19 protein-coding genes and 1 tRNA gene are annotated in these 19,471 nt (G+C 57.1%); all 20 read right to left on the minus strand.

The window, feature by feature from the left end; translation table 11 throughout:
• Positions 1 to 15 precede the first annotated feature (15 nt).
• The gene (rpsS, locus tag B5V00_RS03325; protein ID WP_085009331.1) at positions 16 to 291 is read right to left on the minus strand and encodes a 30S ribosomal protein S19; all 276 of its coding nucleotides are present in this window, start codon (positions 289 to 291) and stop codon (positions 16 to 18) included.
• 39 nt (positions 292 to 330) lie between these two features.
• Complete coding sequence (gene rplB, locus B5V00_RS03330) at positions 331 to 1,155, minus strand: 50S ribosomal protein L2 (protein WP_085009332.1); 825 nt, start codon at positions 1,153 to 1,155, stop codon at positions 331 to 333.
• A 31-nt stretch (positions 1,156 to 1,186) separates the two neighbouring features.
• A complete protein-coding gene (locus B5V00_RS03335; protein WP_085009333.1) occupies positions 1,187 to 1,474 on the minus strand; it encodes a 50S ribosomal protein L23 in 288 nt (95 codons plus the stop codon).
• Positions 1,471 to 2,094, minus strand: a complete 624-nt coding sequence (gene rplD, locus B5V00_RS03340; RefSeq protein ID WP_085009334.1) for a 50S ribosomal protein L4 — start codon at positions 2,092 to 2,094, stop codon at positions 1,471 to 1,473. Before rplD ends, B5V00_RS03335 begins: the two co-directional genes overlap by 4 nt.
• 27 nt (positions 2,095 to 2,121) lie before the next feature.
• Complete coding sequence (rplC, locus tag B5V00_RS03345) at positions 2,122 to 2,763, minus strand: 50S ribosomal protein L3 (RefSeq protein ID WP_085009335.1); 642 nt, start codon at positions 2,761 to 2,763, stop codon at positions 2,122 to 2,124.
• A gap of 33 nt (positions 2,764 to 2,796) precedes the next feature.
• Positions 2,797 to 3,105, minus strand: coding sequence for a 30S ribosomal protein S10 (gene rpsJ / locus B5V00_RS03350; protein WP_085009336.1), 309 nt, complete (start codon positions 3,103 to 3,105; stop codon positions 2,797 to 2,799).
• Positions 3,106 to 3,120: 15 nt separating this feature from the next.
• Entirely contained in the window at positions 3,121 to 4,311 is a 1,191-nt protein-coding gene (tuf, locus tag B5V00_RS03355; RefSeq protein ID WP_085009337.1) for an elongation factor Tu, read from the minus strand.
• 21 nt (positions 4,312 to 4,332) lie between these two features.
• Entirely contained in the window at positions 4,333 to 6,411 is a 2,079-nt protein-coding gene (gene fusA / locus B5V00_RS03360) for an elongation factor G (protein ID WP_085009338.1), read from the minus strand.
• A gap of 49 nt (positions 6,412 to 6,460) precedes the next feature.
• Complete coding sequence (gene rpsG / locus B5V00_RS03365) at positions 6,461 to 6,931, minus strand: 30S ribosomal protein S7 (RefSeq protein WP_085009339.1); 471 nt, start codon at positions 6,929 to 6,931, stop codon at positions 6,461 to 6,463.
• A gap of 21 nt (positions 6,932 to 6,952) precedes the next feature.
• Positions 6,953 to 7,324: a 30S ribosomal protein S12 gene (gene rpsL / locus B5V00_RS03370; protein ID WP_085009340.1), complete on the minus strand. Its 372-nt coding sequence runs from the start codon at positions 7,322 to 7,324 to the stop codon at positions 6,953 to 6,955.
• Between the two features lie 150 nt (positions 7,325 to 7,474).
• A complete protein-coding gene (gene rpoC / locus B5V00_RS03375; RefSeq protein WP_085009341.1) occupies positions 7,475 to 11,656 on the minus strand; it encodes a DNA-directed RNA polymerase subunit beta' in 4,182 nt (1,393 codons plus the stop codon).
• Between the two features lie 31 nt (positions 11,657 to 11,687).
• Positions 11,688 to 15,797, minus strand: a complete 4,110-nt coding sequence (gene rpoB, locus B5V00_RS03380) for a DNA-directed RNA polymerase subunit beta (protein ID WP_085009342.1) — start codon at positions 15,795 to 15,797, stop codon at positions 11,688 to 11,690.
• A 209-nt stretch (positions 15,798 to 16,006) separates the two neighbouring features.
• The gene (rplL, locus tag B5V00_RS03385; protein WP_085009343.1) at positions 16,007 to 16,390 is read right to left on the minus strand and encodes a 50S ribosomal protein L7/L12; all 384 of its coding nucleotides are present in this window, start codon (positions 16,388 to 16,390) and stop codon (positions 16,007 to 16,009) included.
• Between the two features lie 55 nt (positions 16,391 to 16,445).
• Complete coding sequence (rplJ, locus tag B5V00_RS03390) at positions 16,446 to 16,964, minus strand: 50S ribosomal protein L10 (RefSeq protein WP_085009344.1); 519 nt, start codon at positions 16,962 to 16,964, stop codon at positions 16,446 to 16,448.
• A 223-nt stretch (positions 16,965 to 17,187) separates the two neighbouring features.
• Complete coding sequence (gene rplA / locus B5V00_RS03395) at positions 17,188 to 17,889, minus strand: 50S ribosomal protein L1 (RefSeq protein WP_085009345.1); 702 nt, start codon at positions 17,887 to 17,889, stop codon at positions 17,188 to 17,190.
• 27 nt (positions 17,890 to 17,916) lie between these two features.
• Complete coding sequence (rplK, locus tag B5V00_RS03400) at positions 17,917 to 18,342, minus strand: 50S ribosomal protein L11 (RefSeq protein ID WP_085009346.1); 426 nt, start codon at positions 18,340 to 18,342, stop codon at positions 17,917 to 17,919.
• Between the two features lie 36 nt (positions 18,343 to 18,378).
• On the minus strand, positions 18,379 to 18,912 hold the full coding sequence (gene nusG / locus B5V00_RS03405) for a transcription termination/antitermination protein NusG (protein WP_085009347.1): 534 nt from the start codon (positions 18,910 to 18,912) through the stop codon (positions 18,379 to 18,381).
• A 21-nt stretch (positions 18,913 to 18,933) separates the two neighbouring features.
• Positions 18,934 to 19,119 (minus strand): preprotein translocase subunit SecE, encoded by a 186-nt coding sequence (secE, locus tag B5V00_RS03410; RefSeq protein ID WP_085009348.1) that lies wholly within the window; start codon positions 19,117 to 19,119, stop codon positions 18,934 to 18,936.
• Between the two features lie 36 nt (positions 19,120 to 19,155).
• Positions 19,156 to 19,232: transfer RNA gene (locus B5V00_RS03415), tRNA-Trp, on the minus strand.
• Between the two features lie 59 nt (positions 19,233 to 19,291).
• Positions 19,292 to 19,441 (minus strand): 50S ribosomal protein L33, encoded by a 150-nt coding sequence (gene rpmG / locus B5V00_RS03420; protein ID WP_085009349.1) that lies wholly within the window; start codon positions 19,439 to 19,441, stop codon positions 19,292 to 19,294.
• Positions 19,442 to 19,471 lie beyond the last annotated feature (30 nt).

Consider the following 19,471-nt stretch of genomic DNA (forward strand, 5'->3'; position numbering starts at 1 on the left):
CACTCCTCGCCGAATTTACTTTTTCTTTTTCTTGTCAGAACCGTGCCCGTAATAAGTCCGGGTCGGAGCGAACTCACCAAGTTTATGGCCAACCATGTTCTCGGAGACGAAGACCGGCACGAATTTGCGACCATTATGGACCGCAAAGGTGTAGCCGACGAACTCGGGGAGGATGGTGGACCGCCGGGACCAGGTTTTGATGACCTTGCGTGAATCGGGCTGCCCATCGGGGTCGATTTTACGCATCAGGCTTTCTTCAACGTAAGGTCCCTTCTTGATCGATCTTGCCATCGATATTCTCCTCTAGAATCTCATCCGCGCAGCGGAAACTTATTTCTTACGCCGCCGCACGATAAAGCGGTCGGAACGCTTGTTGGTTCGAGTCTTGTAGCCTTTGGTCGGAACACCCCAGGGAGTGACCGGATGACGACCGCCGGAGCTCTTGCCCTCACCACCACCATGGGGGTGATCAACCGGGTTCATGGCGACACCACGGGACTGCGGGCGTTTGCCGAGCCAGCGGGCACGGCCGGCCTTGCCGAGCTTGACATTCTCATGATCAAGATTACCGACCTGACCGACGGTGGCACAACAATCCTGCAGCACAAGACGGACTTCGCCCGAAGGAAGCCGCAACTGAGCGTACTTGCCTTCCTTGGCGGCGATCATGGCGTAACTACCGGCACTGCGCGCCAACTGGCCGCCTTTACCGAGCTTGAGTTCAACATTGTGAACCCAGGTACCGAGCGGTATCGAACGGATCGGCAGGGCATTGCCGGGCTTGATGTCGGCACTGCTTGAAGCAATCACTTCCTGGCCGACCTGCAATCCATTCGGAGCCAGGATATAACGCTTTTCACCGTCAGCGTAATGCAGCAGGGCGATACGCGCTGAACGATTCGGATCATACTCGACCCCGACAACCCTGGCCGGAATCTCCTTCTTGTCGCGCCGGAAATCGATGATCCGGTATTTACGCTTATGACCGCCCCCGGTATGCCGCTTGGTAATGCGACCGTTGTTGTTGCGGCCACCACTGCTTTTAAGCGGGGCCAGCAGGGACTTCTCGGGCTCCGAACGGGTAATTTCGTCGAAGTTGGCCGAGGTCATGTGACGGCGGCCGGCCGATGTCGGTTTATATTTCTTGATGCCCATTATCGCAACTCCCTATCCACTGTCTGAAGACCTAAACCCCGAAGAGATCGATTTCGTTCCCCTCGGCGAGGGTCACATAGGCCTTCTTCCAATTACTGCGCTTACCGAAATTCCGGCCGACACGCTTGACCTTACCAGCGACCAGAACCGTGTTCACTCCCTCAACCTTGACATCGAAGGCTTTTTCCACGGCCTGCTTGATCTCGATCTTGTTGGCAGTACGCGCAACCTCAAAGGCCACAACATTGCCACCCTCACGAACCATGCTGGTTTTTTCAGTAATCAAGGGGCGCTTGATGATCTGATGCAGGGGTTTCATGATGCCAACGCTCCTTCAAGCTGGGCCACGGCGGCCTCAGTCAGTACCAGGTTCGGGTACTTCATAATGTCATAAACATTGACGCCCTCTGCGCGCAAAACCTTGACACCGGGAAGATTGCGCGCCGACAGTTCGACAGTCGGCTCGGGCCGGTCGATAACCACCAGGGTCTTGCCGAGTTCGAAACGGGACAAAACCGCGGCAAAACCCTTGGTGCTGATCGTTTCGAACTTCAGTCCATTGAGAACGGTCAGCTTCTCTTCCTTGTAACGAGCGGAGAGAGCGCTTCGCAGTGCCGCTTTCTTCACCTTGCGATTAAGCTTGAAGGTGTAGTCGCGAGGGGTCGGTCCGAACACCGTACCGCCACCGACAAAGTTTGGAGCCCGCATGGTACCCTGGCGGGCATTGCCGGTCCCTTTCTGCCGATAGGGCTTCTTGCCGCCACCGGAGACTTCACTGCGACCTTTGGTCTTGGCCGTCCCCTGACGCTTCTTGGCCAACTGGTAACGAACCATATCGTGGATCAGGTAACCCTTGACGTCGTCATTGAAAACAGCATCAGCAAGGTCTCGTTCCCCGACCTCTTTTTTATCGATATCAAAAACAGTAATCTTCGCCATTATCTTTCTCCAGGAGCGACCACGCCGTTATTCGGTGGGCAGCTTGACACCGGGACGAATAGTCACAACACTGTTGCGCGACCCCGGAACGGCCCCCTTGATGAGCAGCAGATTCTGCTCGGGGCGAACATCAACGATTGCCAGGTTCTGGGTGGTGACACGCTCATTACCCATCTGACCGGCCATTTTCTTGCCCTTGAAGACCCGTGACGGCCAGGCGCTGCAACCGATGGCACCGGGAGCACGATGAAACTTGGAACCATGGCTCGAACGGCCACCGGCAAAATTCCACCGCTTCATGACACCCTGGTAGCCCTTGCCCTTGCTGGTGCCGGTGATGTCGACAATATCCCCGATCTGGAAGATGTCGGCGCAGGTCACCTCGTCACCGACATTGATACCGTCGATATCCTTGACTCGAAACTCTTTCAGGTGAGCAAACGCTCCCTTGCCGGCCTTTTTGAAATGACCCAACTCCGGCTTGTTGACCCGGTGGGCGGCCTTCGGCGCGAATCCGAGCTGTACGGCATTGTAGCCATCGCTTTCGACGGTTTTCTTCTGCAGAACAACACAGGGTCCGGCCTCAACAACAGTCACCGGCACCCGCCGCCCGTCGGCCGCGTAGATCTGGGTCATGCCCAGTTTTTTTCCCAAAATTCCCTTGATCATCGTTCGTATCCCTGATGCGACGAAAACGTTTGATTACAGCTTGATCTCGACATCGACACCCGCTGACAGGTCAAGCTTCATCAGCGCGTCGACCGTCTGCTGGGTCGGCTCAACGATGTCAAGCAACCGCTTGTGGGTACGCATCTCGAACTGTTCACGACTCTTTTTGTCGACATGCGGCCCGCGAAGAACACAGTACTTGTTGATCACGGTCGGCAACGGCACCGGCCCGGCAATCCGAGCGCCGGTCCGCTTCGCGGTATCGACGATCTCGGTAACGGACTGATCGAGCAGTTTGTGATCGTACGCCTTCAAACGAATTCTTATTTTCTGGCTCTGCATGAAACTGCTCCCTGATTACTCGATAACTTCGCTGACGACGCCGGCACCGACGGTGCGGCCGCCTTCGCGGATGGCGAAACGCAGTTCCTTGTCCATGGCGATCGGGGTGATCAGATTGATCTCCATCGCCACGTTGTCGCCAGGCATGACCATCTCGGTCCCCTCGGGGAGAGTACAGATCCCGGTCACGTCGGTGGTACGGAAGTAGAACTGCGGACGATAGCCCTTGAAGAACGGGGTGTGACGACCACCCTCTTCCTTGGTCAGAATATAGGCCTCGGCCTTGAACCTGGTGTGCGGGGTGATGCTGCCCGGCTTCGCCAGAACCTGACCGCGCTCGATCTCCTCGCGCTTCACGCCGCGCAGCAGAACACCGATGTTGTCGCCGGCCTGCCCCTGATCGAGCAGTTTGCGGAACATCTCGACGCCGGTCACGACGGTCTTGCTGGTCTCCTTCATGCCGACGATCTCGATCTCCTCGCCGACCTTGACAATCCCGCGCTCGACACGACCGGTCGCCACGGTGCCGCGACCGGAAATCGAGAAAACATCCTCGACCGGCATCAGGAAAGGCTTGTCGATGTCACGCTCGGGGGTCGGAATGTAGCTGTCGACCTGGGCCATCAGCTCAAGAACCTTGTCTTTACCAATGGCGTCGTCACGACCTTCGAGGGCGGCCAGAGCACTGCCGGCCACAATCGGAATATCGTCGCCGGGGAAGTCGTAGCTGGAGAGCAGCTCGCGAACTTCAAGCTCGACCAGTTCCATCAACTCCTCGTCATCAACCATGTCGGCCTTGTTGAGGAAGACAACCATCGCCGGGACACCGACCTGACGGGCGAGCAGGATGTGCTCACGGGTCTGCGGCATCGGACCGTCGGCGGCGGACACGACCAGGATCGCGCCGTCCATCTGGGCAGCACCGGTGATCATGTTCTTGACGTAGTCGGCATGACCCGGGCAGTCAACATGAGCGTAATGCCGGGTCTCGGTCTCATATTCGACATGGGCGGTGGCAATGGTGATGCCGCGCTCACGCTCTTCGGGAGCGTTGTCGATCTGGTCAAAGGCCATCGCCTCGGCGCCGCCGGCTTCGGCGAGAACCTTGGTGATAGCGGCAGTCAGCGTGGTTTTGCCATGGTCAACGTGGCCGATGGTGCCAATGTTGACATGGGGCTTTGTTCTTTCAAACTTTTCCTTGGACATGGGGTCGTCCTCCCTGATCCTTTATCCGTTAGCCTTGGCAACGATCTCTTCAGCAATCGAGTTCGGTACCTGCTCGTAATGATCGAAAACCATGGTGTAGGTCGCACGGCCCTGAGTCGAGCTGCGCAGATCGGTCGCATAACCGAACATATTTGCCAGCGGCACATGGGCATTCACCACCTGAGCTCCACCACGGCTGTCCATTCCCATAACCTTGCCGCGCCGACTGCTCAAATCGCCCATGACATCGCCCATATATTCTTCAGGAACCACGACTTCGACCGCCATCATCGGTTCAAGCAGAACCGGCCCGGCCTTTTTGGCACCCTCTTTAAAACCCATGGAACCGGCAATCTTGAAAGCCATTTCCGAGGAGTCGACATCATGATAGGAACCATCAAAGCAGGTCACCTTGACATCGACCATCGGATATCCGGCAACGGGGCCATTCTGACTGGCCTCTTCGCAACCCTTGCCGACCGCAGGGATGTACTCTCGCGGAATAACCCCGCCCTTGATCTGATCGACAAACTCAAAACCGCCACCCGGCTCCAGCGGCTCAAGACGCAGATGACAATCGCCATACTGCCCACGACCACCCGACTGACGCACGAACTTGCCCTGCACTTCAACCGTTTTGGTAATGGTTTCACGGTAGGCAACCTGGGGCGCGCCGACATTGGCCTCAACCTTGAACTCACGCTTGAGACGATCAATGATGATCTCAAGGTGCAGCTCACCCATTCCGGAAAGAATGGTCTGACCGGTCTCATCGTCAGTATGACATTGCAGCGAAGGATCCTCCTGCAGCAACTTCTGCAGTGCGGTTCCAAGCTTCTCCTGATCACCCTTGGTCTTCGGCTCAACAGCGATATGAATGACCGGCTCCGGAAACTCCATCGCCTCCAGGAGACAGGGCTGTTTGTCATCACAGAGCGTATCGCCGGTAGTCGTCGTTTTCAGCCCGACCGCCGCGGCAATATCACCCGAGTAAACCTGTTTGATCTCTTCCCGCTTGTTGGCGTGCATTTTCAGCAGCCGCCCAAAGCGTTCCTTCTTCTGCTTGGTCGAATTCAGCACCGAAGCACCGGACTCGGCGACCCCGGAGTAAACCCTGAAAAAGGTCAGCTGCCCGACAAACGGGTCGGTCATAATTTTGAACGCCAGAGCCGAGAAGGGCCCATTATCATCAGCAGGCCGGGTCAGCTCTTCACCATTATCCGGGTTGATGCCCTTGATGGCGGGAACGTCAAGCGGCGACGGCATGTAATCAACCACAGCATCAAGCAGTGTCTGAACACCCTTATTCTTGAAGGCGGACCCGCAGAGAACCGGGTTGATATGCAGACCGATTGTCGCCTTGCGGATGCCGGCCTTAACCTCGTCGATCGTCAACTCTTCACCGGCAAGATATTTCTCCATCAGCTCCTCATCCTGAGAGCTGATTTCCTCAATCATCGCCTCACGTGCCGCCTCGGCCTCATCCCTCAGGTCACCAGGAATGTCGATCACTTCGTAGTTGGCCCCCATCGACTCGTCATCCCAGACAATCGCCCTCATCTGCACCAGGTCGATGACGCCGCGAAATTGATCTTCCCGGCCGATCGGCAACTGAATCGGCACCGGATTGGCACCAAGCCGATCACGCATCATGTCGATGCCGCGCTGAAAATCGGCACCAATGCGATCCATTTTATTAATGAAAGCGATCCGCGGAACACCATATTTGTCGGCCTGCCGCCAGACGGTCTCAGACTGGGGCTCAACACCGCCAACCGAGCAGAAGACCGCGATCGAGCCATCAAGCACCTTCAGAGAGCGCTCAACCTCAATCGTAAAATCGACATGGCCAGGAGTGTCAATGATATTGACCCGATGATCATTCCAGAAACAGGTCGTCGCGGCGGAAGTAATGGTGATACCACGCTCCTGCTCCTGCTCCATCCAGTCCATGGTAGCGGCGCCATCATGGACCTCGCCGATCTTGTGAGAGACCCCCGTATAATAGAGAATCCGCTCAGTGGTCGTCGTCTTGCCGGCATCAATGTGAGCCATAATGCCGATATTACGCGTCTTTTCAAGTGCTACTTTACGTGCCACGTCTTTCAAGCCTCAGTCGGACCGCACATTCCGACCCGAAAATATATAACTACCAGCGATAATGGGCGAAGGCCTTGTTGGCCTCGGCCATCCGATGGGTATCCTCACGCTTCTTGACCGAATTGCCGCGATTTCCGGCAGCATCCAGAAGCTCTCCAGCCAACCGCTCACGCATGGTCTTCTCACCACGCTGCCGCGAATAGTTGATCAGCCAGCGCATGGCAAGAGCATTGCGACGATCGGAACGAACCTCCACCGGCACCTGATAGGTCGAGCCGCCGACACGACGGGACTTGACCTCCAACACCGGACGAACATTTTCAAGCGCCTTCTTGAAGACCTCAAGCGGGTCATCCCCGGTACGCTCGGCAATCAGATCAAAAGCTCCGTAGACGATTCCCTCAGCGGTACTCTTCTTGCCGTCAAGCATGATGCTGTTGACGAACTTGGCCAACGTCCGATCATGATACTTCGGATCGGGCAGAATAACGCGCTTCGGAACTTCTCTTCTTCTAGGCATAACGACCTCTCAAAACCTATCTTATTTCGGGCGCTTGGCGCCGTACTTGGAACGTCCCTGGCGGCGATCCTGCACACCGGCCAGATCAAGAGCACCACGCACGATGTGATAACGAACACCCGGCAAGTCCTTGACACGGCCGCCGCGAATCAACACCACGGAATGCTCCTGCAGATTATGGCCGACCCCGGGAATATAGGAGGTCACCACGATGCCGTTGGTCAGCCGCACACGCGCCACCTTGCGCAAAGCCGAGTTCGGCTTCTTCGGCGTCGTCGTATAAACGCGCGTGCAGACACCGCGCCGCTGCGGACAGCACTGCAGTGCAGGCGCGGTCGATTTGTTGATTTTCTTCTTACGTCCCTTACGGATCAATTGATTGATCGTCGGCATTCAAAGACTCCCGTTTTCTACAGTAAGCTTCCTTGCAAAAGAGCGTACGGCTCCTTCGGGGGAAAACCCGCTGAATCTATCAATCGGCTTCCCTCTTGTCAAGGACTTTTTGGACTGTTCTTCCTTTTTCCGATGGTACCGGGAAAAGGGCTAATTTACAGTTTCAGAGGGTCCTTCTACGACCCTTTCAGGGGCCTCATCGGCCTCCTCGTCGATCACTTCCGGCTCCTCCATGAACTCTTCCGGCTCCTCGATCAGCAACTTGGCGCTGCGATACTTCATAACCCCGGTTCCGGCCGGAATCAGCCGTCCCATGATGACGTTCTCCTTGAGCCCGCGCAAATGATCCACCTTGCCCTCGATAGCGGCCTGGGTCAGCACCTTGGTGGTTTCCTGGAAGGAGGCGGCTGAAATAAAGGATTCGGTCGACAACGAAGCCTTGGTGATACCGAGCATCAACGGTTCACCCACGGCCGGCTGGCCGCCGGCGGCCAGAACCCGCTCGTTCTCTTCTTCGAACCGCCAGCGTTCCACCTGGTCATCAACCAGGAAGCCGGTGTCGCCGACCTCCTTGATCTTGATACGACGCAGCATCTGGCGGACGATAACCTCGATATGCTTGTCGTTGATCCCGACCCCCTGCAGGCGGTAAACCTCCTGCACCTCATCAACCAGATACTTGGAAAGCTCTTCCTCGCCGAGGACCTGGAGAATGTCGTGAGGGTTGGAGGAACCGTCCATCAGCGCCTCACCGGCCTTGACGAAGTCACCCTCATGAACCGAGATGTGCTTGCCCTTGGCGATCAGGTATTCCTTGCTTTCTCCCAGTTCAGGCGTGACGACCACCTTGCGCTTGCCCTTGGAGTCCTTGCCGAAGGAAACAACACCATCGATCTCGGAAATAACGGCGTATTCCTTCGGTTTACGAGCCTCGAACAATTCGGCAACCCGGGGCAGACCACCGGTGATATCCTTGGTCTTGGTGGTTTCCCGCGGGATCTTGGCGAGGATCTCGCCGGCGCCGACCTCGATACCTTCGGGAGCGATAATATTGGCCCCGACAGGAAGCATGTAACGCGCCGGCTGGCCATTGGGCAACTTGGCAGTTTTACCGTCCTCACCCTTGAGAGTGATCCGCGGACGCTTGTCAATATTCTTGCTTTCAACAATAACTTTACGCGCCAGTCCGGTCACCTCGTCGAGCTGTTCCTCCATGGTGACACCCTCGATGATGTCCCCGAAACGAACATGTCCGGAAATCTCGGTAAGGATCGGCATGGTGTAGGGATCCCACTCCGCCAGCAACGCCCCGGGCTTGACCTCGCCGTCGGGTCCGATCGGCAGATGGGCACCATAGACGACCCCGTAACGCTCACGTTCACGCCCGGTTTCATCAACAACCGCAATTTCACCGTTACGGTTCATGACCACGTGGTGGCCCTCACGGTTCACGACGGTGTTGAGATTGATGTATTTCAGAGTTCCATCGAAACGGGCCTCCAGCGAGGTCTGCTCGGCCTTTTTGGCCGCGGTACCGCCAATATGGAAGGTCCGCATGGTCAACTGGGTACCCGGTTCACCGATGGACTGGGCGGCGATGACGCCGACCGCCTCACCGAGGTTGACGAGGTGACCACGCGCCAGGTCCCGGCCATAGCAGAGGGCGCAGATACCACGCTTGCTCTGGCAGGTCAGCACCGAGCGGATACTCAGCTTCTCGATTCCGGCATTCTCGATTTTGGCCACCTGCTCCTCGGTGAACTCCTGGTCGGCCTCGACCAGAACTTCATCCGTCACCGGGTCGAGAACATCTTCAAGCGACGTCCTGCCAAGAATCCGGTCACCGAGCCGTTCGATCACTTCTCCACCCTCGGTCAACGATGAAACCTCGATGCCGTTAAGGGTACCACAGTCCTGTTCAGTGACGATGGCGTCCTGGGCAACATCAACCAGGCGCCGGGTCAGGTAACCGGAGTTGGCGGTCTTCAGCGCGGTGTCGGCCAGGCCCTTGCGGGCTCCGTGAGTCGAGATGAAGTACTGCAGAACTGTCAGGCCCTCACGGAAGTTGGCGGTGATCGGAGTCTCGATAATCGAGCCGTCCGGCTTGGCCATCAGACCGCGCATACCGGCCAGCTGACGAATCTGCTGGGCACTGCCCCGGGCGCCGGAGTCGGCCATCATGTGGATGGCGTTCAGCGAGGGGATGGTTCGTTTCTCCCCGGTACGGGGGTCTTCGACCTCATCTATGGAAAGGTTGCCGAGCATGATTTCGGCAATATCCTCGGTACACTTGGCCCAGATATCGATGACCTTGTTGTAACGCTCGCCATCGGTGATCAAACCCTCGGTGTACTGCTTCTGGATCTCGGTGACCTCCTTGACAGCGGCATCGATATAATCCTGCTTGTTCTCCGGAATAACCATGTCATCGAGACAGATGGAAATCCCCGCCAGGGTCGAAAAACGGTAGCCGGTTGCCTTGAGACGGTCGGCAAGAATGACCGTGTCCTTGTTGCCGGCGAGCCGGAAGGAGGCATCGATCAGCTCGGCAACATTTTTCTTCCCCATCACCTTATTGATGTAACTGAAGGGAATCGACGCGGGTAGCACCTCATGCAGCAGGACGCGACCGACCGTGGTTTCGACCAGTTCCGGCGGCTGCCCGACCGCGGGAGACAACCGGACCTTGATCTTCGCCTGCAGATCGGCTTCCCCGGCGTCATAGGCACGGCGCACCTCATCCTCATCGGCGAAGATCTGCCCTTCCCCCGGCACGAAAGCCCGCTCACGCGTCATGTAGTAGAGGCCGAGGATCATATCCTGCGACGGAACGATGATCGGCTTGCCGTGCGCCGGAGAGAGGATATTGTTGGTCGACATCATCAGCACCCGGGCCTCGATCTGGCTCTCGATCGAAAGCGGCAGGTGGACCGCCATCTGGTCGCCGTCGAAGTCGGCGTTGAAGGCGGTACAGACCAGCGGATGCAACTGGATCGCCTTGCCCTCGATCAACACCGGTTCAAAGGCCTGGATGCCGAGACGGTGCAGGGTCGGGGCGCGGTTGAGCATCACCGGATGTTCCTTGATGACCTCTTCGAGAACATCCCACACCTCCGGCTTTTCCTTCTCCACCATTTTCTTGGCACTCTTGATGGTGGTGCAGAAGCCGCGTTCTTCGAGCCGGTTGTAGATGAACGGCTTGAACAGTTCGAGAGCCATCTTCTTCGGCAGCCCGCACTGGTGCAGCTTCAACTCGGGGCCGACAACAATAACCGAACGACCGGAATAATCGACACGCTTGCCGAGCAAGTTCTGACGGAAGCGTCCGCCCTTGCCCTTGAGCATATCGGAGAGAGATTTCAGCGGACGCTTGTTGGGACCGGTAATCGCCCGCCCGCGTCGACCGTTGTCAAACAGGGCATCGACCGCCTCCTGCAGCATCCGTTTTTCGTTACGGATGATGACATCAGGTGCACGCAGTTCCATCAACCGCTTGAGACGATTGTTGCGGTTGATCACCCGACGATAGAGGTCGTTCAGATCCGAGGTGGCGAAACGGCCGCCGTCAAGAGGAACCAGCGGGCGCAACTCCGGCGGCAGCACCGGGATGGTCTCGAGAATCATCCACTCGGGACGGTTGCCGCTGTCACGAAAAGCGTCGACCACCTTGAGTCGCTTGGCGGTCTTTTTCCGTTTCGCTTCGCTGGCGGCTTCCTTCATCTCCAGCCGCAGGGTGGTCCCGAGTTCCTCGAGGTCGATGGCCATCAGCAGTTCACGGATGGCCTCGGCGCCCATGCCGGCGGTAAACTGGCCGGCGAACTCGTCCATCGCCTCGCGGTACTTGTCCTCGGTCAGCAACTGGCCAACTGTCAGCGCGGTATCACCGGCGTCCAGGACAATATAAGCCTCGAAATAGAGAACCCGCTCAACCTCTTTCAGGGTCAGGTCGAGGAGGGTCGATATGCGGCTCGGAAGCGACTTGAGAAACCAGATATGCGCCACCGGGCAGGCCAGGTCGATATGCCCGAGCCGCTCACGACGCACCTTGCTGGGAATAACCTCGACGCCGCACTTTTCGCAGACGATGCCGCGGTGCTTCATGCGCTTGTACTTCCCGCAATTACACTCGTAGTCCTTGGTCGGACCGAAAATCTTGGCGCAGAACAAGCCATCACGCTCAGGCTTGAACGTCCGGTAGTTGATCGTCTCCGGCTTTTTGACCTCGCCGAAGGAACGCTCGCGGATCGCCTCGGGAGAGGAAACCGAGAGACGGATGGCGTTGAAGTTCAACGGATCTTTCGGCCGCTCAAACAGACTGAAAATATCTTCCAAAACACATCCTCCTTAGTGGATGGCAGCTTTTTTACGCGTCGTCCTCTTCCAGCAGCTCCACATCGAGACAGAGCGACTGCAATTCCTTGACCAGCACGTTGAAGGACTCGGGCAGGCCGGCCTCCAGGGTGTGCTTGCCTTTGACGATCGCCTCGTACATCCGGGTCCGACCGGCAACATCATCCGATTTGACGGTGAGGAATTCCTGCAGCGCGTGAGCCGCGCCGTAGGCTTCCATCGCCCAGACTTCCATCTCCCCGAGACGCTGACCGCCGAACTGCGCCTTGCCGCCGAGCGGTTGCTGGGTAACGAGGCTGTAGGGACCGATGGAGCGGGCATGGATCTTGTCATCAACCAGATGGTGCAGCTTGAGCATGTACATGATGCCCACGGTGACCTGCTCCTTGAAGGGCTCGCCGGTCTTGCCGTCGTAAAGGGTCATCTGGCCGCTGGTGGGAACCCCGGCCTTCTCCATCTGCGCCTTCATCTGCTCCTCGTTGACACCTTCGAAAACCGGCGTCGCCATCGGCACACCGGATGAGAGCCGGCGGGCAAGGCTGCGGGTTTCAGAGTCGGAAAGCCCATCGATGAAGGAATTCAGTTCCTTGTTGCCATAACACGACTTGATCTGCTTCTTCATCGCCGCAGTGCTGAACCTGGTTTCCATCATCTGCTGAATCTGCTGCCCCAGGCCGCGAGCAGCGAGACCAAGATGGGTCTCCAGAATCTGCCCGACGTTCATACGCGACGGCACGCCGAGGGGATTGAGGACAATCTCGACCGGTGTTCCGTCAGCCATATAGGGCATATCTTCTTCCGGCAGGATGCGGGAAAGGACACCCTTGTTGCCGTGACGGCCGGCCATCTTGTCACCGACCGAAAGCTTGCGCTTGATGGCGATATAGACCTTGACCATCTTGATCACGCCCGGTGGCAGATCATCACCACGCTTGAGCTTCTCGATCTTGTCGCTGAACACACCGCGGATCAGCTCTTCCCGCTCGGAAAGACGGGCGAACAGAGTGGCAACCTTTTCCTCAACCTCGTCGGCCTTGGCAAGGCTGATCTCCTGCCACTGGCTGAAGGGAACCTTGTCAAGAGCTTCGGCCGTAAGCTTTTTGCCCTTGCTGATGACCACCTTGCCGGTCACATCGTTAACAGTAACCGCCGAGGTCTGGCCGACCAGCAGTTGTTCAAGCTTACCGCGGGCCGATTCCCGGATGATGCGGATCTCATCATCCTGGTCCTTGAGAAGTTTTTCGATTTCGGCATTCTCGATCAGCTCGGTGCGGGCATCCTTGTCGGACCCTTTGCGCGAGAAAACCCGCGCCCCGATCACCACACCTTCAACTCCCGGAGGCACCCGCAGCGAGGTGTCACGAACATCACCGGCTTTTTCGCCGAAAATGGCGCGCAGCAGTTTTTCTTCCGGGGAAAGCTGAGTTTCGCCCTTCGGAGTGATCTTGCCGACCATGATATCGCCAGGCTTGACCTCGGCACCGATGCGGATAATACCGGATTCATCGAGGTCGGCCAGAGCATCTTCACCGAGGTTGGGAATGTCGTCGGTAATCTCTTCCTTGCCGAGCTTGGTGTCGCGGGCAACACACTCGAACTCCTCGACATGGATCGAGGTATAGCGATCCTCCTTGACCAGCTTTTCGCTGATCAGGATCGAATCCTCGAAGTTGTAACCATGCCAGGGCATGAAAGCGACCAATACGTTCTGGCCGAGGGCCAGCTCCCCGTACTGAGTCGACGGACCGTCGGCGATAATCTCGCCCCGCTTGACATGATCGCCCACTTCAACGATCGGCTTCTGATTGAGGCAGGTGTTCTGATTGGAACGGATGAACTTGATCATGTTGTAGATATCGACACCGGTGCCGGTCTCGTCAACCTCACCTTCATCGATCTTGACCACGATCCGGTCGGCGTCAACCGCCTCGACAATACCATCGTGACGCGCCACCACCGCGGCACCCGAATCGTGGGCGACAACCCGCTCCATGCCGGTACCGACCAGCGGCGCGTCGGCACGCAGCAGAGGAACCGCCTGACGCTGCATGTTCGACCCCATCAGGGCACGGTTGGCGTCGTCATTTTCCAGGAACGGGATCAGCGCCGCGGCGACCGAAACCAGCTGTTTCGGCGAGACATCCATCAACTGGATGTCGTCGCGGCTCATCAGCATGAACTCACCACTCTGCCGGGCATTGACCAGTTCGTTGACGAACCGGCCCTTCTCGTCGAGCGGCGCGTTGGCCTGGGCAATGGCGTGGCCCTCTTCTTCAAGCGCTGAAAAGTACTTGATCTCGGCGGTCACCTTGCCGTCCTTGACAATCCGGTACGGGGTCTCGACAAAACCGTGCTCGTTGATCCGGGCATAGGTCGAGAGAGAAGCGATCAGGCCGATATTCGGACCCTCCGGGGTCTCGATCGGACAGACCCGCCCGTAATGGGTCGGGTGTACGTCACGAACCTCGAATCCCGCCCGTTCACGGGTCAGACCACCCGGGCCAAGCGCCGACAGGCGACGCTTGTGAGTGATCTCGGAAAGGGGATTGGTCTGGTCCATGAACTGGGAAAGCTGGGAAGAGCCGAAGAACTCCTTGACCACCGCCGAGACCGGCTTGGAATTAACCAGGTCGTGCGGCATCAGGCTGTCGGCTTCCTGCAGGCTCATGCGCTCCTTGATGGCACGCTCCATGCGCACCAGGCCGACGCGGTACTGATTCTCCAGCAGTTCTCCGACAGCGCGAACGCGACGGTTGCCGAGATGGTCGATGTCATCGATGGAACCCTTGCCGTTGCGCAGGTCAACAAGGTAGCGCACCACCTCAAGGATATCTTCCTTCGTCAGCGTGCTGTGCTCCAGCGGAGTCTCCAGCCCGAGCTTGTAATTCAATTTCAGGCGGCCGACGGCGGAGAGATCGTACCGATCGGGATTGAAGAACAGACCCTCGAAGAGCGCGGTGGCACTGCGCAGGGTCGGCGGATCTCCCGGTCGCAGGCGGCGGTAGATCTCGATAATCGCCTCTTCCTCGTTGGCAACCTTGTCGAGCAGCAGAGTATCGCGCAGGTAAGGACCGACATAGAGGTTATCAATGAACAGCAGGTTGAACTGCTCGATGCCACGCTGCTTGATCTCTTCCAGCTTGGCTTCGGTAACCTCTTCGTTGCACTCGATGACCACCTCACCGGTGGCGGTGTCCACCACGTCGGTGGAAGCGATCCGGCCAACCAGGGACTCCTCGGCCACAACGATCGAATCGACCTTGGCCTCTTCGATTTTACGCAGCGCCGCCTTGGTGAACTTGCGGCCGGCCTTGACCAGGACTTCACCCTTGCTGTTGCAGACATCGTTTTCGGCCCGCTGGCCGGCCAACAGCTCAAGGTTGACGGTTTTCCTGAACTGCCCGTCGCTGAAGCTGATCTGTTCGGTATCGTAATAATAGTTGAGCAGCTCCTCGGTGCTGTAGCCGAGGGCCTTGAGCAGCACCGTGGCGGGCAGCTTGCGCCGCCGGTCGATGCGCACGTAAAGGATATCTTTATGGTCAAAGTCAAAGTCGAGCCAGGATCCCCGGTAGGGGATCACCCGAGCACTGAACAGGATTTTCCCGGAGGAGTGGGTTTTCCCCTTGTCATGGTCGAAAAAGACCCCGGGGGAACGATGCAACTGGCTGACGATGACTCTTTCAGTCCCGTTGATAATAAAGGTGCCGTTTTCGGTCATCAGCGGGATTTCACCGAAATAGACTTCCTGCTCCTTGATGTCACGAATCGACTGAACCCCCGATTCCTTGTCGACATCCCAGGAAACCAGGCGCACCCGAACCTTGACCGGAGCGGCGAAAGTCATACCGCGCTGATGACATTCTTCCACATCGTACTTCGGTGTACCGAGGGAATAGGAGACGTATTCCAGGGAACTGGTCTCACTGAAATCGCGGATCGGAAAAACCGAACGAAAAACCGCTTCCAGCCCGATGCACTGACGCGCCGACGCGGGCAGGTCAGACTGCAGAAAACGTTTATAGGAGTTTTTCTGAATGTCGATGAGGTTGGGGATATCAATAATTTTCTTGATATCGGCGAAGTGCTTCCTCAGCAACTGGTTATTCGCAATCGAATAAGCCATGGGTTCTCCTTTGATGTGTCCACGTAACGCCGGCCGGGCGTCCGCAGAACCCCTTTGGAATCAAGACTTTACTTGTTCGGGGCGATTGCCCGGAACAACCCCTCGCCAGGGCCGCTGACGGCGGCGGGAAACAGCCCGGGCATATGAAAGTAAGAATAGCCAAGGCCGCGAGGCGACCTTGGCTTGACACATAATGTATGGATCGGGAACTATTTGAGTTCCACCGAAGCGCCAGCTTCTTCCAGCTGCTTCTTGATATCTTCGGCCTCATCCTTGCTGGCCGCTTCCTTGATGGTGTTCGGAGCACCGTCAACCATTTCCTTGGCTTCTTTCAGACCCAGGCCGGTGATGGCGCGAACCACCTTGATGACATTGATCTTCTTGTCGCCGACAGCGGTCAGAACAACATCGAACTCGTCTTTCTCTTCGGCCGCGGCAGCTTCACCACCGGCGACGGGACCGGCGGCCACAGCAACCGGAGCGGCGGCGGACACGCCGAACTTGTCTTCCAGTTCCTTGACCAGTTCGGACAGTTCCAACACCGACATGTTTTCGATGAACTCAATAACCTGTTCTTTGGTAACTTCAGCCATGATTCAATTCTCCGTATAAATAGAAAGTGTTTAAATTTTTGTTTCAAATCCCTGTTCAGGCGGCTTTCTTTTCCTGCACGGCGGCAAGAACCTGAACCAGGGACCGCGGAACGGCGGCCAGTACACCAACGAAGTTGCTGACCGGCGCATTGATCGACCCAAGCATCTTGGCCAGCAGAACTTCGCGGCTGGGCAGATCGGACAGTGCCTTGATGGCGTCCAGGTCGAGCGCCTTGCCTTCGAGGGATCCACCCTTGAGTTCGAATTTGCCGTTGGCCTTGGCAAAATCACTGAGAACCTTGGCCGGGGCCACCGGGTCATCACCGGCGATGGCAAGTGCCGTCGGGCCGTTCAGGAATTCCTCAAGGCAGGCATTGTCAGTATCCTTGATGGCAAGCTTGAGCAGAGTGTTCTTGACCACTTTGTACTCAACACCAGCTTCACGAAGCTTGCCACGCAGATCATTGACTTCTTCGACAGTCAGCCCACGGTAATCGGCCACAAATGTAGCGGTCGCGGCTGACAGCTTGCCGTTCAATTCGGCGACAACTTCCTGTTTCGTATTTCGATTCAACGTCTCTCCTCCTTTCTTCGGTATTTCCGGATGCCTCGTGGGTCCGGGACCCAGTCTGAGGCGCGGGAGAGACGATTCAGAGGTCGTCCTTCCGTCCTCGGCCTCGGCAGGTGGCGAGTGCCATTAAACGCGCATGCGTACCTGCTGTCTTTGACCGGGTGCTGAAAGCTATGTCTGAACTGACCAACAGGTCAGGTTGAAGGCCTTGAATCCTTCGTCTTTCTTATTTGACCAGAGCCTGCAGGGCGGGGACATCGAGATTGATGCCGGGCCCCATGGTGCTTGAGAGACTGACCTTCTTCAGGTACGTCCCCTTGGCAGTGCTCGGTTTAGCCTTGATCAGAGCATCCATCAGAGCGAGAACATTGCCCTGCAGCTTCTCAACATCGAAGGATACCTTGCCCACCGGGGCATGAATGATACCGGCTTTCTCGACACGGTATTCAACCTTGCCCGACTTGGCCTCTTCAACCGCCCTGGTAACTTCAAAAGTCACAGTGCCGACCTTGGGATTCGGCATCAGACCACGCGGTCCGAGCAGACGGCCGATCTTGCCGACCGTTCCCATCATGTCAGGCGTCGCGATAGCGGTATCGAAATCGAACCAGCCCTCCTTGATCTTCTCGACAAGGTCCTCGCCGCCGACAAAATCGGCCCCGGCAGCGGTTGCCTCCTGGGCTTTCTCGCCCTTGGCGAAGACAACAACACGAACCGTCTTGCCGAGCCCGTTGGGAAGCACCACCGCACCGCGAACCATCTGGTCAGCCTTGCGCGGATCAACTCCGAGCCGAACCGCCATATCTACGGTCTCATCAAATTTGGCATGCGCAGTTTCCTTGAGCAGCGCCAGCGCTTCATCAAGCGCGTAGGTCGATTCACGATCGACCTTGCCCTTGGCTTCAGTATGTTTTTTTCCTACCGCCATGGTTCAATCTCCAACTGGAACGGAATGTTACCCTTCAACCTCGAGACCCATGCTGCGCGCGGTACCTTCCACGGTTCGCATCGCTGCCTCAATGTCAAAAGCGTTAAGATCGGGCATCTTGATCTGGGCGATTTCCCGCACCTGATCACGCGTAACCTTGCCACACTTTTCCTTGTTCGGAACTCCGGAGCCCTTCTGCAGCTTGGCCGCCTTAAGCAGCAGTACCGCCGCCGGCGGAGTCTTGGTGATAAAGGAAAACGAGCGGTCGGCATAGACGGTGATAATCACCGGAATGATCATGCCGGCTTCGCTCTGGGTCTTGGCATTGAACGCCTTGCAGAACTCCATGATGTTGACACCGTGCTGACCGAGCGCCGGGCCGACCGGAGGCGAGGGGTTTGCCTGTCCGGCAGGGATCTGCAGCTTAATCTGTCCAATAACCTTCTTGGCCATGAGAGACTCCTTGAGTGAAAACTATCGCGACCAGCGTCAGCTGGTTTTTTCGACCTGTATAAATTCAAGTTCGACCGGGGTCACCCGACCGAAAATACTGACCATGACTTTGAGCTTCGCCCGCTCCGGCTTGACATCTTCAACCACGCCGGTGAAATTGAGAAACGGGCCATCAATGACACGCACCGTCTCGCCGACTTCAAATTCAACCTTCGGCTTGGGATGGTCGACACCTTCCTCCATCCGACTTGCGATCTTGGCAACCTCTTCGTCCGGGATCGCGGGCGGGTTGGTACCACCGCCGACAAAACCGGTCACCTTGGGGGTGTCCTTGACAACGTGCCAGGTTTCGTTGGTCAATTCCATCTGCACCAGGATGTAACCGGGAAAGAACTTACGCGTAGAAGTCTTGCGTTCACCCTTCTTCAGCTCCACCACGGTCTCGGACGGAATCAGGATTTCACCGAACTCCTCCTCGGCGCCCAACTGCCGAATCCGCTCTTCCAGATTGGCCTTAACCTTGTTTTCATAACCGGAGTAAGTGTGAACCCCATACCATTTCATCGTCATCGGAACCTCCCCTCCACCTATCTAATTAAGCAGCATGCGAACTGCGGTGGACAAGGCCGAATCGACCACCCAGAGAAAAACCGCAACAATCATGACCAGCACAACCACCACAATGGTCGAACTGTAGGTCTCCTTGCGGGTGGGCCAGGTAACTTTTTTCAGTTCACTCTTGACGTTGCCGAGAAACTCGTTCGTTTTGCCAATCACTATGCGCTTCTCCAATCCTGGAGAGGGTTATTAAAGTGGCAGGCCAGGAGGGACTCGAACCCCCAACCCCCGGTTTTGGAGACCGGTGCACTAGCCAATTGTGCTACTGGCCTGCAGACAAAAAGCCACAGCGGACTGCGGCCGAAACCATGAACGACCGGATAATCACCGACTACTTGGTTTCCTTGTGCGGTGTATGCTTGCGACAGAACCGGCAGTATTTGTTGAACTCAAGCCGGTCCGGCGTGGTCTTCTTGTTCTTGGTGGTCGTATAATTTCGCTGCTTGCACTCGGTGCAAGCGAGAGTAACAATATCCCGCATGATAAAAATTCCTCAGCCCCCTCCCGCGCG

Source organism: Geothermobacter hydrogeniphilus (genome assembly GCF_002093115.1).
GTDB lineage: Bacteria > Desulfobacterota > Desulfuromonadia > Desulfuromonadales > Geothermobacteraceae > Geothermobacter_A > Geothermobacter_A hydrogeniphilus.

What these genes read in the sequence shown, in the direction of transcription:
- rpsS (WP_085009331.1), bottom strand. Translation starts at nt 291, where the DNA reads ATGGCAAGATCGATCAAGAAGGGACCTTACGTTGAAGAAAGCCTGATG.
- rplB (WP_085009332.1), bottom strand. Translation starts at nt 1,155, where the DNA reads ATGGGCATCAAGAAATATAAACCGACATCGGCCGGCCGCCGTCACATG.
- B5V00_RS03335 (WP_085009333.1), bottom strand. Translation starts at nt 1,474, where the DNA reads ATGAAACCCCTGCATCAGATCATCAAGCGCCCCTTGATTACTGAAAAA.
- rplD (WP_085009334.1), bottom strand. Translation starts at nt 2,094, where the DNA reads ATGGCGAAGATTACTGTTTTTGATATCGATAAAAAAGAGGTCGGGGAA.
- rplC (WP_085009335.1), bottom strand. Translation starts at nt 2,763, where the DNA reads ATGATCAAGGGAATTTTGGGAAAAAAACTGGGCATGACCCAGATCTAC.
- rpsJ (WP_085009336.1), bottom strand. Translation starts at nt 3,105, where the DNA reads ATGCAGAGCCAGAAAATAAGAATTCGTTTGAAGGCGTACGATCACAAA.
- tuf (WP_085009337.1), bottom strand. Translation starts at nt 4,311, where the DNA reads ATGTCCAAGGAAAAGTTTGAAAGAACAAAGCCCCATGTCAACATTGGC.
- rpsG (WP_085009339.1), bottom strand. Translation starts at nt 6,931, where the DNA reads ATGCCTAGAAGAAGAGAAGTTCCGAAGCGCGTTATTCTGCCCGATCCG.
- rpsL (WP_085009340.1), bottom strand. Translation starts at nt 7,324, where the DNA reads ATGCCGACGATCAATCAATTGATCCGTAAGGGACGTAAGAAGAAAATC.
- rpoB (WP_085009342.1), bottom strand. Translation starts at nt 15,797, where the DNA reads ATGGCTTATTCGATTGCGAATAACCAGTTGCTGAGGAAGCACTTCGCC.
- rplL (WP_085009343.1), bottom strand. Translation starts at nt 16,390, where the DNA reads ATGGCTGAAGTTACCAAAGAACAGGTTATTGAGTTCATCGAAAACATG.
- rplA (WP_085009345.1), bottom strand. Translation starts at nt 17,889, where the DNA reads ATGGCGGTAGGAAAAAAACATACTGAAGCCAAGGGCAAGGTCGATCGT.
- rplK (WP_085009346.1), bottom strand. Translation starts at nt 18,342, where the DNA reads ATGGCCAAGAAGGTTATTGGACAGATTAAGCTGCAGATCCCTGCCGGA.
- nusG (WP_085009347.1), bottom strand. Translation starts at nt 18,912, where the DNA reads ATGACGATGAAATGGTATGGGGTTCACACTTACTCCGGTTATGAAAAC.
- rpmG (WP_085009349.1), bottom strand. Translation starts at nt 19,441, where the DNA reads ATGCGGGATATTGTTACTCTCGCTTGCACCGAGTGCAAGCAGCGAAAT.